The sequence below is a fragment of the Rhizobium sp. BK619 genome (assembly GCF_014195245.1).
Lineage (GTDB): Bacteria > Pseudomonadota > Alphaproteobacteria > Rhizobiales > Rhizobiaceae > Rhizobium > Rhizobium acidisoli.
On the sequence record NZ_JACIBH010000012.1, the window covers coordinates 1 to 22,141 of the forward strand.

Below are 22,141 nucleotides of genomic sequence, written 5' to 3' on the forward strand. Positions count from 1 at the left end.
CGCTGAAAACATGCGAGGGACGGTTGAAACATGGGTCAATTCTCAATGGAAATATCTAGCTGCGCCGGGTCAGCTCTCAGTGGAAATCAACACTCTGAGCACCTGGCGCACCAAGCCGCGGCTATGACGAGTGCGGCGCACGATTTCCTTGATCGTCATGCCGTCCTTTGCCAGCGCCATTATGGCCGCGTTGGTCTGTTCCCGTCGGAGATAGCCTTCGTATTGAAGGCGTTCGGCCGCAGTCAGCAGCTTCGGATCGACGCGCGTTGTGCCAAGCGTCTTGCGGATTTGCCGCATCGATTTGCGGACCGCGTCCAGGAATGCTCGGCTGGCATTCTCCATCAAATGGCATCGATCAGCGACCTGCACTGCATCAGGCAAAGCCCTTGCGGCCGCCAGCCCGTAAGCGCCGCCACGGTCGCGGGCAACGATTTGGACCTGGGGGTTCTGCCGCAGCCAAGCCTCCGCCGTCGCTGGCTCGCGGTCTGGCAGCAGACTGAGCGGCCGCCGCCGTTCCAGATCACACACGATCGTGCCGTAGCGATGATTCCGACGCCAGGCCCAATCATCGATACCAATCAACGAGGGTGGGGTTAACGGCGGAAGGCCTTGCCTGCGGATGACGCGTAGCAAGGTGTCGTTGCTGACGGGAAGCATCAGACGCTGGGCAAAACGCGCCGCCGGGCGTCCACCAAGCGCGAGGGCCAAGTGATGGACAACATGCTCGAGGCGTCCGGTTCGGCTGGCGTAAGGCGCCAGTACATTGCCGAACCGCTCCGCGAATATCTGTCTCCCACAAAACACGGCATCGCAAGCGAACCTACGAGTGCGCACGAGAAGCCTGACGCGCCTTCCTGATAGGGGAAGGTCCGCGACCTGGCGGCGATAGCGACTTCGGACCATTCGAGACATTCGTCCGCACGCTGGGCAAGCCGCCGTTGCGCTGGTTGGGGAAAGCAGGATGCAGGTCTCATCGCCGACGCGCGTAATGCGTTCAGCAACGAAGCCAGCCGGTACCAAATCAGAAGCGCAGAGCTTCGTTCTCATCATGCTGATTCCTTTGTGGAAACCAGCATCGCAGCATCACTACGACTGCATCAAAAATGAGTCAGAGCCAAAATTGGACGCCGATAAGGGGTGATTTTTGGACGCCGATTGACACTCTCGCAGATCATTCGAAAAAGGTCTCGCCATCCAGACCGGCCTCCTTACCGGCCTGAAGGATGAATCTGATTTGCGTCCAAAAGGGAATCCCAATTGCGATTCCACCTAAAATCATCCCGCTCTAAAGGGCCTCACGCCTTACGAGTTCATCTGCAAACGATGGACTTTGGAGCCGGATCGATTCATCATCGATCCCATCCATCAAGTCCCGGGACTAAACAGCTAGGAGCTTGAAAGCATGACAACCGCGACGATCGCTGCAGCGATAACAGCGCCCCCATATAAGATCGCAGATTGTGGAAAATCGACATGAGTACCAAAACCGGCGGTCTTGTAATACGGAACCGCCATTAGAATATGGGCCGTGGCAAAGGCGAAAGCCACAGCGATAGGACCAAGAACGAAAATTAGCGCCAGGCTCGCGATGAACATTACTGCAAGCGTACACGCGCTCAGTGAGAGTATGGTATATGTTCGGGACTGCATGAATAGGGAATGTTGCGCAGGCAGAGTCAAAAAGCGACAGAAATGTCCTGTCGCTACGCCTATTGACGCTGCTACGGCTGTCGCAAGCTGATCGTGATCATTTGTGATGAGATAAAACAATGGCCATCCCACCAAACACAGGCCGATCACGGGTAACGCAAGAATCTTGACGCCAAGATGCATCGTTTCCTTGCCCGTTTGAGCTGCAAAATAGATGCCGCGACTGGATTTCACCGCCAGCACGCGCGCGGAATATGATGACCAAAAGGACGTGACAACGACCGCCATTCCACTTCCCACCATTGATCCAAGCGCATAATGGCCTTGAAACGATAGGCTGGCAAACCGGCTGAGAACGATCCGATCCGCATTGAGCAGCAACGATGTCATCAGAGAACTAGGTAGCAGAGGAAGAGAGAAATAGACCCCTCGGCGAAGACTTTTCACGTCGAAGGAAATTTTGAACTCACGTGAGGTCAAAAGAATGTTGACAAGTGCACCTATAAATTCAGCTGCTATCAGCACCTGCAGCGCGCCAACAAGGCCTAGGTCTGCCCAAACTACTAAGGCCAGCCCAGGCAGCAGGATGACGCCATACAGACCGGTAAGTTGCAGCACTTGCCAAGGTCTCTCCTGAACCTTGGCAACGGTCATCAGCAGCGTCCGGAATGTTGCAAAAAGCCACCAGAAAATCGCCCAGGTAAAGGCGGGATCTATTGGGATATCGACATTCGGAAAAAATGCGCGGATGGTGGAAGCGCGAAAAATCCACAGCAGACCCAAGAGACCGGCCTGCGTGAAAGCTCCTCCCAACACGGTAGTCCATATCAACTTGTGGCGATCAGCCTCATCCGTTGCCGCGTAGAAGTGTAGCAACGATTGCGAGAACAGAGTCGTCCCGAAAACCTGCATGAGTGACCCGGTCTGGACGAGAATCGTGTAGAAACCCCACTCCTGAGCGGTCAGCGTCTTCATCATCAGAGGTAGGGATAGAAGCGGAAAAAGTTGGGCAAGGACACTTGCGAGCGCAAACCGCAGGCTGTTTGAAATGATGACCGACGAGTCGTTTCCCTCTCCGAGACGCGCCAAACTGCGGCGAACCCTTTCGCCTGCGTTTAGTTTTTCAGGGTTCATTGAAATAGCCGCCGGGCGATATGGCCAATTGCTTCCTCAGCAGTTTGCTCGGGGGAAATCCATTCAAATAGATAGTTGCAAAATGACTGCGCCTGATCTGTATTTTTTATAGAATTCGCTATCTTGTCGACAGGATGATCACCTGCCGAAATCCTGCATAGAAGTTCCGGTTTGCTGAAGAAATGCCTGTCGAGATGCACCCACCGGTTTGCTTGCGTAAGCTCGGGAAATCTAGCTTGGTCGTTTAACCGCAATTGAATGATCGGGATTCGAGCCGCCGCAGCGTCAATTGCGAAGGTTGTCCCCAAGTTGATAACGGCAAAACAGCGAGACAGGAGTTCCAATCTCTCCGCATTGTATTGCTCGTCTAGAAAATACCCGGTGGAACCGTCATTATCCTTGTAACCGGCAACGCTGACGTGGGTGCCCTCGTCGAGCAGATAGTCGAATTCGCCACGCATGCCATTCGGTTTCGGCTTGACGATCAGTTCGACACCCAATTTTCTAGTGGCTTCGCTTATAAGCTTGAGCAACCGCAGTTCAGCAGCGAAAAAAGTCGGGTCCGATCTCTTGCTGAAGGATGCAGGGTAAAGCACAGCATTCTTGCCAGCGGTTTGCTTTTGATGCCCCTCCAAAACATATCTCAGCTTGAAGGGATAGCCGATACGAATATCCTCATCGCCCTGGAATTCACGCCAATCTCTTTCGAGCGCGCGATTCCAGACGAAGGCCGTATCCGAACGATAGCCCATTGGCGCTTTCGGTGGGTGATCCCAGCTTTCCATCAAGGATACGACATCAAGATCGGGGTGGCACAAAAGATGACGGACATCCGACCGAGTGACTACCAGTATCCTGTTGCTCGGAAAAACCTTCGGCACGAAGGGACCATAGAGGCGTTCAAGATGGGCATTGACATCCCGTCTGCGTGCGCTGGGGAATGCCGATCTCAATCGAAGAGAAATCCCAGCAGGTCCGGCTTTGGAACAGGCCGGATCCCATTCTCGAAAACGATAGGTTTCGGAAAATCCAGGTCCGGCAACAAGCAACTCTGTATATCGGTGCGCAAGACGCATTATCCGCGCCTTGGCGACTAATTCATTGTAGCTGCGTGTCCGTGAAGCCGTCCATCTCAGCCGTTGTTCGACAAATTCCCTGTATCGGTCCGGAACGAAAAGAATCGTCTCCACGCCTGCATCCTCTAGCCTCTGCAGCGTCGGCTCGACGGCATTATAGTTTATAAGCGTGCTCGCCAGCACGGTGATCGCATTCGACGAAACGCTCACATTGTTCCTCATTCCAAGTTCGAGCACCGCACGCAAGGGAGATCGGGACGGCCGCGGTCAGGCCTTTTGTCCCCACACGAGGAATGCCTGACCATCTCCTTCCTTGCAAAGCCAGGGATTCTTGCCTGTCTGCTGATGCCGCCTTTTAAGAACCATTTCGAAATGCTTCACGAGAGCATGTTCGGCATCTGGCGGCAGCAGCGTAAAGGGAAAATCAGGAGAATTGCTGATCATCGGAAGTGGATATGTCCCGCTGGCGCCGACATTCTTCAAACCCGCGGCCCCCATCGCAGCAAGATAGGGTGGAGACAGCTCATCGGATCTAAAAAGCGGCGTTTTCGCCTCAGAAGGCGTTAACGGTAGAATCGCTCGAAGAATATCGCAAATCCATCCATAGTCCTTCTGCACGTTCTCGGGGATATGTGGAACGACATAGCCGATGAACAGACCATTTGGGGCGAGAATCCGCACTTGCTCGGCTATGGCGCTTTCGATCTCCTCAAAATGCTCCAGGAGGCCAATGGAGAACACCAGATCATAAGCGCCTGTCTCGAAGGGCATGTCGAGGCAATCGCCAACCTCGAATCTTGCGTTCAGCCCGTGTGCACTGAATGCAGCACGCGCAAGACTGATCGCAGCCGGGGAAATATCGAGGAGGGTGCAATCCCAACCGGCATCGGCAAAATATGCGCTTAAAGATCCGCGCCCGCAGCCGACTTCGAGAACCCGTTTGCCAGCGAGGTTTGCCGGTAGTAGCTCCTGGAAAGTCCTCCAATGTTGACGGAAGGCCAGCTGGATCTGATTTTCAGGTTCGCCACCAGTCCAGTGCAGGTAGTGAGCCTCCTTCGCGGAACTCCAATTACGTTCGAAGCTGTCGCCGTCGCCACGATATTCGGCCATGAGTTATCTCCTCAAAAGAAATTCTGCCATCTGGAAATCACGTTCTTCGTCGATGGTCAGCGCCCGCTCCTCAGAGACGACGAGGCAGAATACGCGCTCTCCATAAATCGACCGCCGCTGAATAAGAGTTTCCGTGCTGATCACATAGACAAGCCCGGTTCGGATGAAATAGTCAGGCAAATCCTGCCTACGTGACATTCGTTGCTCTGCGTCCAGCAACCATGTCACCTCGTCGTCTGCCGAAAGGGAAAACATTGTTGCTGGGTGCCGTTGACCGGCGTGAAAGCCGGTTACCACCGTATCCGCTTGCTTGGCGATTGCTATTGCTACAGCGGCATCAATATCACCTGCCGTGACCGTGGGACTGGTCGCCTGCACGAGCGCGACGTAGTCGTAGTCTGAATCACCTTCTCTTGCTAAGGCATCCAGCGCATGTAGGATCACGTCCACGACAAGGCTGGTGTCTTGCGAAATTTCCGCTGGGCGTATCCACGGCACTTCCAGCCCACTTGCCGCCGCTGCTCGCGCGATCTCATCGTCATCTGTACTACAGATGGCGCGGCGCACGGATGAAGATGCAATAAGCGCCTCTCCCGCCCAACCAATCAGGGGGCGGCCGTTCAGCGGTCGCACGTTCTTTCCAGGTATTCCCCGCGACCCGCCCCGCGCCGGAAGCAATCCAAGAACCTTTTTTTCCACGTCAGCCGCCAAACTTTCTAAATGCCACATCCGCGATACTTTCCTCTGTGACATGCATCGCGTCGGAGGTACAGCCTCCGATATGAGGAGTGATCAGCACATTGAAGCCGTCTTTTGCAGCTTTGACCAAAGGGGACTCCGCTATCCAATCCACGCCCTCGTCTTCGTCCCGCAAAACATCGACGGCAACACCCCCTAGCTGTCCGTTTCGAAGAGCGTCAGCGAGAGCAGCTTCATCGATCAGTCCGCCACGCGCTGTGTTGATGACAAGGGCATGAGAACGCATCGCAGCAATTTCCGAATTCCCGAGAAAACCCTGATTTGCTTCCGTCAGCGATGCATGGATGGATATGATGTCGGCCTGCTTCAACAGAGGAATCAAATCCGATCTGAGGGCACCCAGTTCAGCAAATCTCTCCTGCGGCTGATGCGGATCATATGCGACAATCTCCATGGATAGCGCCTTCGCATAGCGCGCCATATGTCCTCCGATTCGGCCAAGACCTATAATCCCCAAGGTCATCCGTGACAGCTGTCTAGATCGAAAATTATTTCTATTCCAGTTGCCATTTCCGACCACGTCTCTCAAGGCAGATGGGACCGCCCGCAACAGCGCTATCATAAGCCCCAGAGCAAGTTCGGCGGTCGATGTGACATTGTTGATCGCATCCCGACACGCTGCCAGCGAGATCACCTCGATGCCGCGGCAGCGGCACTCTTCCACGTCGATGTGCGTGAGGCCGGTTGTAGGTGAAATCACTGCGCGCAGCGACGGGAAGCGATCGAGCAATTTTCGATCTATCCTATAAGCCAGCCGAACAACGATGATCGACACTTCTCCCTCGGATTCCGCCTGTGTCAACCAAACCTTACCCATCTGCCGGTAGGTTGCCAAAGCATGAGGACTGTAGTTTTCGGGCTCAAGGATTAGGGTGTTAGTTTTCTGAGACATAGTGCAGCATTTTTTGCCGGTAGGGCTCGAAACTCTTGATCTTCTCGATCATGCGCATGCTTGCTTCGCCATCACCATAGAGGTTGGAAACTGGATAGCGTCCGTGTGCGACCTGGGACCTGATGGCATCCGTGATCGATCGTTTCTGGGGTGGGACAGCGATCAGATTTCCGCCGTGTTCCCGGCCGGTCTGCCTTGCTCCCACCAGTACAACGGGTGTTCCGGAAAAGGTGCTGTCTCTGATGAAGCTCGATGAGTTTCCGATAGCGCATATCGTCTTCTTAAGACACTTTTGGAACGTTATCGGATCGAGGTTTTTAACAAGGTGCAGCCAGTCAGCCCTGTTATGCTCGCGATAAGTCCGCAAAGCTTTGGATATGTCATCGGCACCCGCATCGATATTCGGCCAGATCCAGAGAGTTGGTTGGGCCAGTTCGGCCAGCGCATCTATAAGTTGCTGAATCTGTTGCCGCTCACTGCCGAAATGCGTTGTCACCGGATGATATATCACGAGAAAGAATGGGCTATTGGCACTTAGCGGGCCACCTACTCCAGTCTTCGCGAACACGTCGGCGGGCAAACTCGTGTCAAGAGACCTGATATAGTCACCTGACGGACAGCCGACATTGAAAACGGTGTCAGGCCTCTCACCCATTCTCATGATGAACTCCGCGGATCGCTTCGTCGAGGGAAAATGTAGGTGGGCGAACTTTGTAATCGCGTGACGTGCGCTTTCGTCGATCGAGCCGGAAACCTCGCCGCCCTGAATATGAGCGAGAGGGATGTTCATATAAGCGGCGGCAATCGCAGCGGCGAGAGCTTCGTAACGATCCCCGATCAGCAGCACCATATCGGGCTGAAGACGCTGAAATTCGGTCGAGAATTCTATCACGCCCAAACCGATGCTTTTCGCCATGGTTGCCGGGATAGAGCCTTCGACTTCCAGAAACACCCGACCGTCAATCTTGAAGCCATCAGCACTAACAATTTTCTCGGCCTGACCGAAACGCTCGAGCAACATGGTGCCCGCGCATACGGTAAGAAGTTCAAGGTCGGGATCTGCCTGTATCGCGCGCATTACAGGATGCATCCGCCCGTAATTTGCTCGATCCACCAGCACTACGCAAACTCTGCGAACTGACTCAACCATCTAAATCACTCTCTTTCAATTGCTCATCGGCGCGATAATCGCGTTTGAGTATCTTGCCTACAACTCCGTCAAGCATTCGGGCGGGCATTCCCGTTCCCGGCTTTTTCAATGCAATGTCCCGGAGATGCAATTTGTGCCCCTTCTGCAGGTCCGTCTTGCAATACAAACTCTTGCCGAAAAGAATGCTCAATTCCTTTTTGTCACGAGCCTCGACATCCTTATCAACCGGAGCGAGCATCATGACTTCCGTGAAACGAATGCCGTCAACGAGCTGCCGGAGTTCCTCCGTCGTGACAGAGGCGGGCACATCAGGCCCGAAACACTCCTTGGAGAAGACCGTATGCACCTCTATCAAGTTCGCACCGAGCGTCACCGCCGACAGACTGGGATAAATGGTGCCGCTATGATCTGACAGGCCCACGGGCACGCCATATCGCGATTTCATATCGCTGATTAGGTTCAAGCCGATCTTCTCAGGCGGACACGGATAAGCCGTGGTGCATTGGAACATCGCAATCTCCGCACCATGGTTTCTTACGACCGAAAAGGCGTCGTCCAGATCCGACCAGCTCGACATTCCGCTCGACAGAAGGACGGGTTTTCCGGTTCGCGCCATCATCTTCAGCATCGGAAGATTGCCGACCTCCCCAGATCCTACCTTCCAGGCAGGAACGCCAAGTCTGTCCAGCAGCTCCACGGCTTCAAAGGAAAACGGTGTTGATAGAAATATCAAGCTTCTCTGTCGCGCATGATCAAAGAGGCCTGCCCACTGCTCACTAGAAAATTCCATGCGGCGCCAGTAGTCGTAACGGTTGGCATCCTGTGGAAAAACCCTCACACGGAATTTTTCGTCAGGGGTCGACTCCGCCTTCGCTATATGGGTTTGGAACTTGACAGCATTTGCGCCAGATCTTGCGACGGCGTCGATATAGGCATGGGCGGCACCGAGACTTCCATCGTGGGCCTGGGCCACTTCCCCGATTACGAAACATGGGAAGCCGTGGCCAATTGGGGATTCTTCAATCTTCAAAGCGTTCTTCCAAGTCGAATTGCATTACCTCGGCGAAATCCGCGGAGATGCTGGGGCGAACCTAATCTCGTTCGGACCTTCTCGACGGAATTAGGGCTTGATAGCTCACGCAAGCATCTCATGGCAAGCGTGACACGGCTACACGAGTGTTACGCGTGTCGGTAGTTTGACCTCCCGAGATATATATCTTAATGCGTGAGAATGCGAGGCGCTAATCAGGGGATAACAGCTAGTGAAGGAAAGCCCAATGATATCTCCAAGATACCTTGTCAGCGGCCCTTACGGCAGTGGCAATCTTGGTGATGACGCGATCGCTCTAGAGATTTTGAATCAGATCGAGCGACACGGCGGAGTAGTCCATCTTGCAGGAATTGATGCCCGTTGCTTTGTAAAATCGACGGGGAGGAAGATCGAATTCGTTCAGAGACTCAATCTGCGAGGACTGAATCTCTCTGTAGTGGGGACGCTGTGGAAGTCTGATGTAGTGGTGATCGGCGGAGGGGAACAATTTTCGGAACCGCGCCTCGCAAATCCGTTGTGGGGGCATCTCGCGACAAATTTTCAGCTTTATTTGTTGGCAAAGATTTTCCGAAAGAAATTTGCGGCCGTAGGCGTTGGAGTCAGCGAGGGGCTATCGTCGCTCGGACGTTTCGCGATGCGCCGAATTGCGCTCGGAGCCGATTTTTTCAGTGTTAGGGATGAAGGATCACTCCAGCGTCTAAAGGCTCTTGCTCCAGGTGCAGATATCCTTTTGTCCGCCGACCCCGCATTTCTTGGAGAACGAATTGACAAGGAAGAGGCCCGCTGCCAACTCTGTCGGCGATTCGACATTGAATCTTCGTCTAAAATTGTCGTTGTGATGCCGTCCAACGATAAGTTCCATTCGATGGCCTATATTGAACAGCTTAACGCGTCTGTGAAAAAGCTGAACGAAGCGGGGGTCGAGGTCATTTATGCTGTATCGGATTCCCAAGAAGGCTATGATAGCGATATCTTCAACAAGGGACTCCTACATACATCCAAAAGGACGCGTTGGGCTCCGCCCGCCTCTCTATCTGTCGCGCAACTAATTGAGATAATTACCGCCGCTGATTGCCTGGTAAGCTCCAGAATGCATCCCTTGATATTTGCCACATGCCAGATGACGCCATTCGTATGCCTGTCCCGTGCTGGTAAAATGGATGCCTTCATGAAAATATTAGGTGATGAAAGCTATTTGAGAATGAACTTCACCCCGGTGCAGCTCGTAGAGCTTGTCATGACGAAATTGAACGCTGTTACAACTGAGATCTATGGTCCAAGTGTCATCCGCGCTCGAGCAATAGCCTCTGCACAGTTCGACACTCTCGCAAAACTTGCCTTCAAATAAGGTGGCGTCAGTGGCCCTAAGCAAAAACTCTTTCGCATTCTTGCTGTTTGTCATTGCGCTCTGTCTCAACCTCAATTTTGTTCTGCAGGTATTCGCTGGAAAATTGGCGGTCCTTAATTTGTGGGCACTGATACCGGTGTTGATGGTACTGTTTTATCTACCGTGGAACCTGTTTAGATGCGATACATCCTCGATCACGCTGGTGAGCAGTCTTTTTTCCTTGATACTTTTGGCAAGCGGCGTGCGAAATATGCTGATGGTCGGTCCAACGGGCTTTGTTTGGGGATTTCTGTCATATGGCCTGTGGCTGGGACTTTTCCTTTGGACACAAAAACAATCGCCGCGATTTCTTTTCAAAGTGATCATCAACCTTTTTCTCTTTTCTGCGCTCCTTCATGCGTCTGTGGCATTGTATGAACTTCTGTCCGGTCAAGCACTCATAAAGTTCGTGACCATTGGGCCCTCGGTGGAGCGCCGCTATGGAATTTCATTCAGTCTTGCCGTTTTGGGACTGCAGCTAGGTTGCGGCGCACTGGCAGCCCTTGCAGCCTTGCGCCTATACCGGTCTCTAACACAAAAGGTCTTAATTGTGCTCTGTTTTTATCTTATTGTGATGGCGCTTTACGCGACAGCGATCAGGGCGCCGCTTCTTTATCTTTGCATGGCAGCGATCACAGTCACCGTCTTACGATATTTATCCCGGGTCACAAATATTGTGAATGTCATGCTCGTCGCGGCCCTTATTATTGTTAGCGTCGTTGTATTGGATCGATTGGGCGAAGTGAACCTCAATTTCGTCGGCTCCGCGTTCGAATTGTCCGATAGCGGCAACATAGGAAGGTTGGAGCGCTATTCGGCGTCAATAAGTCTTTTAATGGAAAACTGGTGGGCGCCGATTTTCGGCTATGGACCCGCAATGCTTACCCAGATCCCCGTGTCCTTCGGATTGGAGGATTTCGGGACCGAGAGCAGTGCCCTGAAGACCGTTCTCGAACTAGGAGCTCTCGGAGTATTACCTCTGATGATCCATGTGTCGGTGCTTTCCGTGCGACTATTCGGCCCTGACGGCCTGGCACTCATAAAGGCGAACATCGAAGCCTTCGCCATGATGGCTTTCATCGCACTTGAATGTCTGACCAGCGAAATATTTAAATCCTGGATAGGTTCTTTCTATTTTGTGCTCGTTCTGGGCCTGATAACTCGGTTGACGCTGTTTCCACTGAAGGCGGACGTGGAAGACCGATCACCTGACCGTCGGTTCAAAAGCAGGATCTAGTGGTAGTGAGATATGCGATTAACGCGCTTTTCGTGCGATGGGGTATTAATGCGGGTACCGAGACTTACGTCACGAACATCGTAAGGCCCTGGTATGAAAACCAACCTAGTGGCTGCGAGTTCATATTCTACTGCAATCAGTTGCCGCCTTGGTGGGCAGGCGACCGTCCTTGGTTTCGAGCCGTAATTCTGCAAAGGGCAAAGCGGGTCGGTTGGCGGGTTTTCTATGAGCAGTTATGGCTGCCGCTCGTCGGCCTCTCCAGTTTCGACGCACTCTTCGCTCCTGGATACGTTGGAAGTGCACTTCTGACAAAACGCCAAGTGATCACTGTTCATGATGCTTTTGCGTGGTTATATCCGGGCGAAATTGGGCACCTGCGCAGTCTATACTGGCGGGTTTTTATCCCTTTGTCTTTGAGATCTAGAAATTCTTTGATCACCGTGTCTGCAAGCACGGCCACTGATCTCAAACGGCTCTGCCAGATTGATCACCACCAAATTCATGTCATCCATGAGGCGGGGTCTCATCTTTCAGTAATGAACGAAGGCGGCGCCATTCTTGAGCGCCTTGGATTGGAGGCTGGGAAATATTTCCATTGTGTTGGTTTTTTCAAGAAGATCAAGAATCCATACACGATATTGAAAGCATACAGCGCTTACCGCGCAACAGTTGGCAATAATTCTGCAAACAAACTTGTACTTGTTGGCCATGTTGGAAGCAACGTGGGGCAGGAAATAGCGGAATATGCTTCTAAAATTCCAGGCGTAATCCTGGCCGGACGATTGCCAGACGCTTCCCTTTCAGATCTTTATCGCAATAGCGCCGCCCTGGTTTTTGCCTCCCTTTATGAGGGATTTGGAATTCCCATTCTGGAGGCACAAGAACTTGGCTGCCCTGTTGTGACATCACAATCCTCCTCGATGCCGGAGGTTGCCGGAGACGGCGCTTTGTTCGTAGATCAAAATAGTGCTTCTGAAATAGCGATAGCCCTTTCGAAAGTCTCAGAGAAGGCCGAGGCAGAGGCACTCGTTGGTAGGGGCAAGCTCAATTATGAAAAATATTCATGGCAGAAGGCAAGCAATATGACCCTTGATGTCCTACGAAGGTTCAAGAGATGAAACCAAAAGTCATCGTCACCGGTAGCAGTGGCTTTATAGGCAGAAGCTTGGTGCGTTATCTTCTGCTGCGAGATTATGACGTAATCGCCTTGGATAAATCCGTCGACAATCCTCCTGAATTTGAAGCCGGTCACCAGTGCAATCTGCTGGATCGGGAACGATTAATCCACCTGTTTACCGACATCAGACCAGATGCCGTCATACACTTGGCCGCGAGGACAGACTTGGACGAAAAGGTGAATATTGAAGGTTATGACGTCAATATCAATGGCGTTAGAAACCTTATCGATGCGGTTAAGGCCGCGGGGACGGTGGACCGGGTTCTTTTCACGTCGTCCCAGCTAGTATGCAAAGTAGGGTATATCCCCCGATGCGAAGAGGATTACAGACCGAACACGCTGTATGGCGAGAGCAAGGTGCGGGGCGAACAAATCGTCCGAAATTCAGATCTTCACGGGATAACCTGGTGCATTCTACGCCCGACGACAATTTGGGGGGAAGGAATGTCTCCCCACTATCAACGACTTCTGCATGCGCTCAAACGCGGCAGGTATTTCCACGTGGGTCGAGCGCCACTCTTTAAATCCTACGGCTATGTCGGAAACGCCATTTACCAATACGGCAAATTTCTGGAAGCCGCTTCGGAGCAAATCGACGGCAGGACATTCTATATCGCCGATTATGCACCTCTGTCTCTTCGAGAATGGACCACACTGTTGGCGGGCACGCTTGGAGGAGGTAGGATCATAACCCTACCCAAAAGCGTTTCCACTCTTATTGCGAAGGTAGGCGATGGACTTAATGCTCTCGGGATCAAGCGTTTCCCCTTCAATTCGTTTCGCCTCAATAATATTCTTACCGAATATCAGTTTGACATGTCAGAGACGAAAAAAATCTGTGGGCCGTTGCCCTTCTCCATGCAGGATGGCGTAAAGCGAACTGCAGGCTGGTTTCTTGGCAAAAATTAAAAGGTTTCGCAGCGGAGATGGCTCTGAAGATTTCCATTATCACACCGACTTTCAACTCCTCGCCTTTCATCGTTGACAACATGCAATCCGTGCGTCGCCAAGTCTATACCGATTGGGAACAAATCATTGTGGATGGGGCATCGACAGACGACACACTCGCAAAAATCAAAACTCTTTCCCCCGCCGGAACCAAGGTCGTTTCGGAGCCGGATGGGGGAATTTATGATGCGATGAATAAGGGCATCGCGCTTGCTGAAGGTGATGTTGTCGGATTTTTGAACTCGGACGATTTCTATGCACATGATGAGGTTCTTACCAGAATTGCAGGCATAATGGCTGACACTAGTGTCGATGCTTGCTATGCTGATCTTGACTACGTCGATAAGTGCGATACTCAGAAAATCACAAGGATGTGGCGTTCCCAGCCCTACCACGAGGGGCTGTTCGAGAAAGGTTGGATGCCGGCGCACCCGACATTTTATGTCCGCCGTGACATTCTCAATCGGTCGGGAGGCTTTGATCTAGCCTTCCCACGCCAAGCGGATTTCGAGCTATGCATGAGGCTTATGGCAAAATTCAGAATCCAAGCGCAATATTACGAGGATGTTTGGGTGAAGATGCGCACCGGGGGGACATCTAATAACTCACTATCAGGAGTTCTCAAGGGAAATCTGGAAGCCTATCGAGCTTGCAGGAAGAATCAACTCCAGGTTAACGTCATGTTCATACCTATAAAAATTGCGTCACGCATACCGCAGTTTGTAGCTGCGTTTCTCAATAGGCCAATAGGGTAGATGGCGAGCTGATCGCACTCTATGAAAAGCACTGACAATAGAACCTATAGAGGATATGACGTTGGGAATTCTGCGTAATGTGGCAAACAGGTTTGGTTTGACCAACTCCACCAAATTCGAACGGTTGATTTCCGAAGACAGGGCGGCTGCGCCAGAAGAATACCGGTTCGCCGATGAGGTGCTGGCATCGTTCCACTCTGGCGGCGGACTGGCTCCGAAAATGCAGGCTTACAAACTCGTTTCGCTCAACCGATTGCTTGAGGCCGAAAGGCCAATGTCGATTCTCGAACTTGGGAGCGGTTCTTCGACAGTTATTTTCGCCCATTACGCGGCTCGGAGCAAGGCGAAGTTCGTGACAATTGATGAAAGCAGTGAATGGCTCCGCAATACATTGTCGATGCTGACAGCTTTTGGTGTGAGCGAGTTCGTAACACCATACGTGCGGGAAAAACATATCGATATTGAAAAGAAGACGGCATCGTATGTTGATCGCCCGTCAGTGGATGCAGATTTTGTACTTATCGACGGACCCGCGTTGGAAATAGGTGGAACCAAATACCTCGATGCCGTTTGCACCGATGTGTTCGATATGCTGCCTGCGCCAAAAACGATTGTCGTGGACATTAGAAGGCCGACTGTAGATAAAATGGCAAACGAGATATCTACATTGTATCGCTTCACGAGTTCGAACATCCTGTCCAAGTCACCGGAAACAAATTTCAACTATTTCTCAATATTCAATCGTATCTGAATGTCAGAAAAACAGTTTAATTTGATGCCCCATTTTCGGGAACTGAAGCGGGAATACCGCCCTGCCTTTGTTTGCACAGCCGCTGCTGTTGCCAGGAACCGCCATTGAGAGATGCGCGGGTGCCTTAGGCAGCACCGGTTTTGCGCCCGTCGTCCAAAGCTGATTCTCCCCAGCTTGAGGCTGGCCGTTGACCTCTTCAGGCGGCCGTATTGGTTTCGGCGCCGGTGAATGCCAGATCCGAGACCTCACCCGTCGACGAATAGCCCGAAACAAGCTCGGCCAATATCGCACGTGCAGCGGCCATATCGTTCCGATCCAATGCCGCGTTGAGCGAGTTGAGCCTTTTCAAAAGCTCCGGCCAGGACAGGAAATCCTCACGCGCCTTCATGATCCGGGGATGTTCGGTTGTTTCCGGATTATCCCCGATCAGCAGTTCTTCATAGAGCTTCTCGCCGGGCCTGAGACCGGTCACGGAAAGCTCGATATCCCCTTCGGGGCTGTTGTCGTCGCGGACGCTCAGCCCGGACAGCTCCACCATCTTGCGGGCAAGGTCGGCGATGCGAACGGGTTCTCCCATATCGAGCAGGAAAACATCGCCGCCCTCGCCCATCGCGCCGGCCTGGATAACGAGCTGCGAGGCTTCCGAAATGGTCATGAAATAGCGGGTTATCTCACGATGCGTCAGCGTAACGGGGCCGCCTTCCTTGATCTGCTGCCTGAAAAGCGGCACGACGGATCCGGAGGAGCCGAGGACGTTTCCGAAGCGGACCATGGAAAAATTCGTTCGCAGTCTGTCGGTTGCCGATTCTGCGGCGAGCGCCTGCAGAACCATCTCCGCCAGCCTCTTGCTGGCGCCCATCACATTTGTCGGACGCACGGCCTTATCCGTACTGATCAGCACGAAATTCGAGACGCCGTATTTACGCGCCGCGCGCGCCGCAACAAGCGTACCCATGACGTTGTTCTTGATGCCTTCCACGGCATTATGTTCGACAAGCGGCACATGCTTGTAGGCGGCGGCATGATAAAGCGTCTGCGGCCGCCAGCTCTGGATGATATGCTCCACGCGGTCCTGATCGCGGACGGAACAGAGGATCGGAACGATCTGCAGATTTTCATGCTCGTAGAGTTCGGCGAGCTTCCGCAATTCGGCATCGATATTATAAAGCGCAAACTCGTTCTGATCGAGGAGGATCAGGCTGGAAGGCGCATTGCGCAGAACCTGGCGGCATAACTCGCCGCCGATCGAGCCGCCGGCGCCCGTCACCATCACCACCTTGTTGCGCATCGCCTTGTCGAGCAATTCCTGCCGCGGCGCGACCGCTTCTCTCCCCAGCAGATCTTCGATCTCCAGCTCACGAATGTCGGAGACGGCGACACGTCCCTGAGCGAGCGCCGTGAGATCCGGCAAAGTACGAACATTCACCCTGGCTTTGCGGATATGCTCCAGGATTTCGTTGCGTCGCTGCCGGGAGGCAGACGGCAAAGCAAGAAGCACATTGTGCACGCCAAGGGTTTCGGCAAGCACCGGAAGATCCGAGGGGTCATAGATCCGCAAGCCACCCATGACGCCACCCTTGAGGCGCGGATCATCATCCAGATAGCCGACGACGTTGAGTTCGGCGCTGTTCGTCAGGGCAGCCGCCAGTTGCCGCCCGGCCTTGCCAGCCCCATAGATCAGGACCTTGGCGAGCATATTCTTGTGAAGGATTCGCTGGTAGGCATCTCCGAGCCAATAGCGGATACCGAGCCGCGACAGACCGATCCCAATCAGCAGCAGGAAAGGCTGGAGAATGCCGACGGTTCTCGGGACACCAGGCACGCTGAGAGCCGTAAATATCGTCATGAAGGCGAAGCCGTAGATCGCAATCGCCTTTAAAACGGTGATGAACGCGGCCAGATTGGCATAACGGAAGATCGCCCGATACATGCCCATGACGATGAAGATGGGGAGTGCCATGCACAGCGAAACGAAAACCGGCAACCACTGCACGCCGGTCAGCACCGTCCATTCATTCAGCCGGAAGCAATAGGCCAGCCAGATCGTCAGAACACAAAAGCTGGAATCCACCAGCAATGCCAGAGCGCGTTTGGCAACCCGCGGCATCGCCAGCAAAGGGGCGACGAGCGCTTGCATCGGCACCAACAACCATCGTGAGCGCGATGTCTCAGAGGGAGAATTTTCAGGCATTGCTTACCAGCGTCTCGCAGATCAACAGACAACCACCTTCTTGTCGCTTTCTGCAACGAGCGCAACTGAAATAATCGGAAACCAAGGTCTTCCGCACCTTCTCGATTGGCACGCTCAATCTCCTCAAGGACTGCCGGATGTAGCTTGAGATGACATTCAACGGCTAAACCTGTTTTTGTGTGCTATTTAACGCAGCACCATATTCTCGTCGATGTGGGACCAAAGCAGGCCATTCTCCCACCTGGTTTTTTATAGGTGATGCCCCTTGGTCCACGTCGTCTGCTGGCTCCCATTCGCCGACAACATCCTTTTGCCGCATCCAAAGTTCGAACGTAAGCGGCCGGTGAGGGCCGTCTTGCGAGGTTGAGACGAACATCGGAAGTCCCAGTGCGGACTCCTGCCACATGCTCTCCTATCACGGACGTGCGGGCAGGGGCGTTTTGAAACGGATTTTGGAAAGGATCGTATCGGCACGAAAGCAGTCGTCCAAACCCAAGGTGACGCCGCAGCCGATCAATCGGCGAACCGTGTCCCTGGCAGGCATTGCACGCCAGGGGCGGGAGGCATGCCCTCGCCTCTTGCTCTCCTCATTGCGAATGCCGGCCCTTGAAGTCTGCCCCAAGGGTTTTGTGATCTGGCGCGCGCTGCCCGCCCTGTCTTTCAAAAAGGTCGCAAATTAGATGTTTAGTCCCGGCATTTGCTGGAGCGGATCGAGGGTAAAGCGTTCGGGCTGTGAAGCCCATGCCTTGCAGATGAACTCGTAAGGTGTGAGGCCCTTGAGGGTCTTGAGCCTGCGGCCGAAATTGTAAGCGGCGACGAAGTCGGCAAGATGCTGGCGTAGTTGGTCGTGGCTTTCATAGTAGAAGCGTCTGACTGTGGCATCCTTGATGGTTCGGTTCATTCTCTCAACCTGACCGTTGGTCCATGGATGCTTTACCTTGGTGGTGCGGTGCTCGATATCATTGGTGGCGCATGTGTATTCGAAGGCATGGGCCCAGAAACGTTCGCCATTGGCGATCGCTTCTTTGATCAGCGGCACAGCGGACCCTCCAGCGCCGGGCGTAGTGAACTGGATCCCGTTGTCGGTGAGCACGGTGTGGATCTTGTAGGGGACGGCTGCAATCAAGCGTAGGAGGAACTCGCGCGAGATGGCGGTGGTGGCCTTCTCGTGCAGTTCGACGAAGGCAAACTTTGACGTGCGATCGATGGCAACGAACATATGCAGCTTACCCTGTTCGGTGCGCACCTCGGCAATGTCGATGTGGAAGTAGCCGATCGGGTAGCTCTTGAACTTCTTCTTCGCCGGCCTGTCGCCGTCGACATCCGGCAGGCGGCCGATGCCGTGACGCTGCAGACAGCGGTGCAGCGACGACCGTGTCAGATGCGGGATCGTCGGCTGCAACGCATAGAGGCAGTCATCGAGCGGCAGCAGCGTATACCGGCGAAAGGCAACGATAACAGCCTCCTCCTCGACGGAGAGCACTGTCGATCTCGGCTCTTTCGGGCCGGTCGGAAGGTCCGCAACAGAGGACCGCTTCCGCCACTTGGCGACGGTCTTCTGATTGATCCCGTAACGCTTCGAAAGCGTCCTCAGGCTCTCTTGACTATGTTGTATCGCTCGACGGACTGCCTCTGTCGTCGTGGCGCTCCCATGAAGAACCTGGCCCACGGCGCATCCTTTGATTCGGACGACAAGGATGCCCCGTCAAAACCTGGGATCAAGCATCTAGAGGTCGCTTCACTCCGGTCTCCGTAGTGATTTTCGGCGGCGTTGAGGTATTCGCCCTGCACCGTACGGAATAGGGCCATGCCTCTCCCCGCTGGTTAATCGGATGCAATAGAGCTCCAGCCCTATTTGCGTGAGAGTGCGGGAGGATTCCGCTGGTGCTCTTACCAGGACTGCGAATCAAGTGCGCGAAGTTCGGAGGGTGCATCGGACCCGCAGACGGGCGAACAACTAGCGAGGAAACTTGAAGCAATGGCCGTTTTGTGCCTGGGATACGCGAAGGATGCGTGATTGCTACAAGGGAAGCCCACGACGGCGCTGACTATAAGGATCAGGGCGTAGACATTGGCGCCAGCCGACTGGTCTTGGGGGCGTGGATCTCCGGCCAGGCCGAGGCCACATAGGGATCACTCGCTCTGGCAAACACTGTGGCTAAGACACAGACACCCAAAATGGACGTGGCAATTATTTTGCATGTCATCTAGACGCCCCACCAATCCAGCCGATCTTTCCAATACAAGCATTGCGTGAATCGAAACTTAATGAACCGACCCACTCCCGGCAAGAGCGGCAGCGCCAGCCTTGCTTAGGCCCTTAACCCAGCGGTGCGCCGGGCACCACTGCCAGCAGCGCATAAATCAAATAGTTGCCGCCGGCTGTCGCACGAGGCGAAGGCCGTAAAGTCTCATTGTCATTGAGCTCGGCATCAACAACGCCGCGCAGTCGTGCAGGCGGCTTCCTTGGTGGGGGGACATACAGGATTTTCGTTATTGATCTCCTTGTTTTCGCGCACGACAGGGACGGCGTTACTATGGCTGGATCGAAGAGGGCATATTCGATCAGATTAGTGCCGGTTCCGCTTCAACCGCAGAGAGCTATAATGCGCAAGTCGCTTAACGGGCTTGGGTGTACGGGGTTGCACTCGTTCGGCCGTTTCCATAAACACGATCCGAAGATTGTATCGAAAGACGATGTGAAAAGATGACAAAAACCGCGCTTATTACGGGAGTGACTGGTCAAGATGGTGCCTATTTGGCCGAATTGCTTCTGAGCAAGGGCTATACGGTGCACGGTATCAAGCGGCGGTCGTCGTCTTTTAATACCGGCCGCATCGAGCATATTTACCAGGACCCGCATGAGACACATCCTCGCTTCATTCTCCACTATGGCGATATGATCGACTCGACCAACCTGCTGCGGATCGTGCAGCAGACGCAGCCCGATGAAATCTACAATCTGGCCGCACAAAGCCATGTGGGTGTCAGCTTCGAAACGCCTGAATATACGGCGGATGCCGATGGCGTCGGGACGTTGAGGTTGCTCGAAGCGATCCGCATCCTGGGGCTCGAGGAAAAGACCCGGTTCTACCAGGCATCGACCTCGGAACTCTACGGTCTTGTGCAGGAAGTGCCGCAGAACGAGAAGACGCCCTTTTACCCGCGTTCTCCCTATGCCGCGGCCAAGCTTTATGCCTACTGGATCGTCGTGAATTATCGCGAGGCCTATGGCATGCATGCGTCGAACGGCATTCTTTTCAATCACGAAAGCCCGCTTCGCGGCGAAACCTTCGTCACGCGCAAGATCACTATGGCGGTGGCTGCCATCCATCTGGGGCGGCAGGATAAGCTTTTCCTCGGCAATCTGGACGCCAAGCGCGATTGGGGCCACGCGCGTGAATATGTCGAAGGCATGTGGCGGATGCTGCAGCAGGACAAGCCGGATGACTACGTCTTGGCGACGGGTGAGACGACGAGTGTCCGCCAGTTTGTGGAGTGGGCTTTTGCCGACGTGGGCATTGCTTTGGAATGGAAGGGGTCCGGCGTCGACGAAAAGGGTTATGACTCTGCGTCCGGTGCCTGCCTTGTGGAAATCGACCCGCGGTATTTCCGTCCGACGGAAGTCGATCTTCTGCTGGGTGATCCGACCAAGGCACGCCAGAAGCTGGGCTGGCGGCATAAGACCCCGGTTCGCGAGCTCGCCGCTGAAATGGTGCGCGAAGATGTCAAGCACTGGAAGGCGCAAAACAGCCGGAAAGAGATCTAAGTGTACGACTTGTCCAACAAGAAGATCTGGGTTGCCGGTCATCGCGGTATGGTCGGCACTGCTCTCGTGCGCAGGCTTCAATCCGAAGATTGCAAAATTATCACGGCCACGCGCTGTGAGGTCGATTTGAAGCGGCAAGACGAGGTCGAAAAATTCGTTGAAGCAAACCGACCCGACGCGATCATTCTCGCCGCTGCCAAGGTTGGGGGCATCCTCGCCAATGACAGTTATCCGGCAGAATTCATTTATGACAATCTGATCATTGAGGCGAACATCTTTGAAGCCGCCCACCGGGGGGGAGTAGACCGGCTGGTGTTCCTGGGCTCAAGCTGCATTTATCCCAAGCTCGCCCCGCAGCCTATTCCCGAAGAGGCTTTGTTGACCGGTGCGCTCGAGCCGACCAATGAATGGTACGCGATCGCCAAGATCGCCGGCATCAAGCTCGCGGAAGCCTATCGTAAGCAGTACGGCCGCGATTACATTTCGGCCATGCCGACCAATTTATACGGCCCGGGCGATAATTTCGATCTGAATTCCAGTCATGTTCTTCCCGCGCTAATCCGGAAGGCGCATGCCGCGAAACTTCGCAAGGACCCGCACATGGTGGTCTGGGGCACAGGAACCCCGCGCCGGGAATTTCTTCACGTCGACGATTGCGCGGATGCCTTGGTGTTTCTGCTCAAAGCATATTCGGGCTCACAGCACGTCAATGTCGGCTCGGGTACAGATCTCGAAATTATCGAGCTGACGCGTTTGGTGTGCCGCGTTGTAGGCTACGAGGGTGAGATCATTCATGATCTTTCCAAACCCGACGGCACGCCGCGAAAGTTGATGAGCAATCAGAAGTTGCATGCCATGGGCTGGAAACCGCGTATTTCGTTTGAAGAGGGCGTCAAGACCACTTACGCTTGGTTTCTCGAGTACGAGAATAGATCGGGTCCAACGGTCTGACACTCCGCTCAAAGGCTCTGGGGATTCCCATGGAAACGATTGCCGAGGAGGCCGTGCTGGCGCCTTGTCGCCCGAGCTCATAGTCCATGCTCTGTTTGAATGCCGAAAGAGGGCAGCGAGTAGGGCGGCCACCTGAGTCGGCGCAGTGGAAAA

The 22,141-nt window shown here is 53.9% G+C and carries 17 protein-coding genes and 3 pseudogenes; 9 read left to right on the forward strand and 11 right to left on the reverse strand.

Annotated features, from left to right (window positions below):
* Nucleotides 1-93 precede the first annotated feature (93 nt).
* Both FHX14_RS22280 and FHX14_RS22285 read right to left on the reverse strand, forming a co-directional pair.
* A pseudogene (locus FHX14_RS22280) lies at nucleotides 94-1,047 on the reverse strand (ISL3 family transposase); the annotation flags it as partial.
* 114 nt (nucleotides 1,048-1,161) lie between these two features.
* A pseudogene (locus FHX14_RS22285) lies at nucleotides 1,162-1,279 on the reverse strand (IS630 family transposase); the annotation flags it as partial.
* Between the two features lie 6 nt (nucleotides 1,280-1,285).
* Between FHX14_RS22285 and FHX14_RS22290 the strand changes: the two are divergent.
* A pseudogene (locus FHX14_RS22290) lies at nucleotides 1,286-1,390 on the forward strand (IS481 family transposase); the annotation flags it as partial.
* Here the strand turns inward: FHX14_RS22290 and FHX14_RS22295 are convergent.
* Genes FHX14_RS22295 through FHX14_RS22325 form a run of 7 tightly spaced genes read right to left on the reverse strand, consistent with a single transcriptional unit; the run spans nucleotide 1,387 to nucleotide 8,801 of the window.
* The gene (locus tag FHX14_RS22295) at nucleotides 1,387-2,784 is read right to left on the reverse strand and encodes a lipopolysaccharide biosynthesis protein (protein ID WP_184378730.1); all 1,398 of its coding nucleotides are present in this window, start codon (nucleotides 2,782-2,784) and stop codon (nucleotides 1,387-1,389) included. The pseudogene FHX14_RS22290 and the gene FHX14_RS22295 sit on opposite strands and share 4 nt — an antisense overlap.
* Entirely contained in the window at nucleotides 2,781-4,070 is a 1,290-nt protein-coding gene (locus tag FHX14_RS22300; RefSeq protein ID WP_184378732.1) for a hypothetical protein, read from the reverse strand. Before FHX14_RS22300 ends, FHX14_RS22295 begins: the two co-directional genes overlap by 4 nt.
* Before the next feature lie 57 nt (nucleotides 4,071-4,127).
* On the reverse strand, nucleotides 4,128-4,970 hold the full coding sequence (locus FHX14_RS22305) for a class I SAM-dependent methyltransferase (protein ID WP_184378734.1): 843 nt from the start codon (nucleotides 4,968-4,970) through the stop codon (nucleotides 4,128-4,130).
* A 3-nt stretch (nucleotides 4,971-4,973) separates the two neighbouring features.
* Complete coding sequence (locus FHX14_RS22310; RefSeq protein WP_184378736.1) at nucleotides 4,974-5,699, reverse strand: acylneuraminate cytidylyltransferase family protein; 726 nt, start codon at nucleotides 5,697-5,699, stop codon at nucleotides 4,974-4,976.
* Entirely contained in the window at nucleotides 5,671-6,621 is a 951-nt protein-coding gene (locus FHX14_RS22315; protein WP_184378738.1) for an NAD(P)-dependent oxidoreductase, read from the reverse strand. Before FHX14_RS22315 ends, FHX14_RS22310 begins: the two co-directional genes overlap by 29 nt.
* The gene (neuC, locus tag FHX14_RS22320; RefSeq protein WP_184378740.1) at nucleotides 6,605-7,771 is read right to left on the reverse strand and encodes a UDP-N-acetylglucosamine 2-epimerase; all 1,167 of its coding nucleotides are present in this window, start codon (nucleotides 7,769-7,771) and stop codon (nucleotides 6,605-6,607) included. The genes FHX14_RS22315 and neuC overlap by 17 nt, the downstream gene beginning before the upstream one ends.
* Nucleotides 7,764-8,801 carry an N-acetylneuraminate synthase family protein gene (locus tag FHX14_RS22325; protein WP_210301113.1) on the reverse strand — a complete coding sequence of 346 codons (1,038 nt, stop codon included), beginning with the start codon at nucleotides 8,799-8,801 and terminating at the stop codon, nucleotides 7,764-7,766. The genes neuC and FHX14_RS22325 overlap by 8 nt, the downstream gene beginning before the upstream one ends.
* Nucleotides 8,802-9,048: 247 nt before the next feature.
* Between FHX14_RS22325 and FHX14_RS22330 the strand changes: the two genes are divergently transcribed.
* From FHX14_RS22330 to FHX14_RS22355, 6 genes are all read left to right on the forward strand, one after another.
* A complete protein-coding gene (locus FHX14_RS22330) occupies nucleotides 9,049-10,170 on the forward strand; it encodes a polysaccharide pyruvyl transferase family protein (protein ID WP_184378742.1) in 1,122 nt (373 codons plus the stop codon).
* 10 nt (nucleotides 10,171-10,180) lie between these two features.
* Nucleotides 10,181-11,446 (forward strand): O-antigen ligase family protein, encoded by a 1,266-nt coding sequence (locus FHX14_RS33105; RefSeq protein WP_184378744.1) that lies wholly within the window; start codon nucleotides 10,181-10,183, stop codon nucleotides 11,444-11,446.
* Between the two features lie 5 nt (nucleotides 11,447-11,451).
* Nucleotides 11,452-12,564 carry a glycosyltransferase family 1 protein gene (locus FHX14_RS33480; protein WP_184378746.1) on the forward strand — a complete coding sequence of 371 codons (1,113 nt, stop codon included), beginning with the start codon at nucleotides 11,452-11,454 and terminating at the stop codon, nucleotides 12,562-12,564.
* The gene (locus tag FHX14_RS22345) at nucleotides 12,561-13,532 is read left to right on the forward strand and encodes an NAD(P)-dependent oxidoreductase (protein ID WP_184378748.1); all 972 of its coding nucleotides are present in this window, start codon (nucleotides 12,561-12,563) and stop codon (nucleotides 13,530-13,532) included. Before FHX14_RS33480 ends, FHX14_RS22345 begins: the two co-directional genes overlap by 4 nt.
* 17 nt (nucleotides 13,533-13,549) lie before the next feature.
* Nucleotides 13,550-14,326 (forward strand): glycosyltransferase family 2 protein, encoded by a 777-nt coding sequence (locus FHX14_RS22350; protein WP_210301114.1) that lies wholly within the window; start codon nucleotides 13,550-13,552, stop codon nucleotides 14,324-14,326.
* Between the two features lie 61 nt (nucleotides 14,327-14,387).
* Nucleotides 14,388-15,077, forward strand: coding sequence for a hypothetical protein (locus FHX14_RS22355; protein WP_184378750.1), 690 nt, complete (start codon nucleotides 14,388-14,390; stop codon nucleotides 15,075-15,077).
* Between the two features lie 196 nt (nucleotides 15,078-15,273).
* Here FHX14_RS22355 and FHX14_RS22360 read toward each other — a convergent pair whose 3' ends face one another.
* Together FHX14_RS22360 and FHX14_RS22365 are read right to left on the reverse strand one after the other, a co-directional pair.
* Nucleotides 15,274-17,268 (reverse strand): nucleoside-diphosphate sugar epimerase/dehydratase, encoded by a 1,995-nt coding sequence (locus tag FHX14_RS22360; RefSeq protein ID WP_184378752.1) that lies wholly within the window; start codon nucleotides 17,266-17,268, stop codon nucleotides 15,274-15,276.
* A gap of 676 nt (nucleotides 17,269-17,944) precedes the next feature.
* A complete protein-coding gene (locus tag FHX14_RS22365; protein ID WP_184378754.1) occupies nucleotides 17,945-18,937 on the reverse strand; it encodes an IS481 family transposase in 993 nt (330 codons plus the stop codon).
* A 1,038-nt stretch (nucleotides 18,938-19,975) separates the two neighbouring features.
* Here FHX14_RS22365 and gmd point away from each other — a divergent pair.
* Nucleotides 19,976-21,037, forward strand: coding sequence for a GDP-mannose 4,6-dehydratase (gene gmd / locus FHX14_RS22370; protein WP_184378756.1), 1,062 nt, complete (start codon nucleotides 19,976-19,978; stop codon nucleotides 21,035-21,037).
* Nucleotides 21,038-21,988, forward strand: coding sequence for a GDP-L-fucose synthase (locus FHX14_RS22375; RefSeq protein WP_348649263.1), 951 nt, complete (start codon nucleotides 21,038-21,040; stop codon nucleotides 21,986-21,988).
* Nucleotides 21,989-22,141 lie beyond the last annotated feature (153 nt).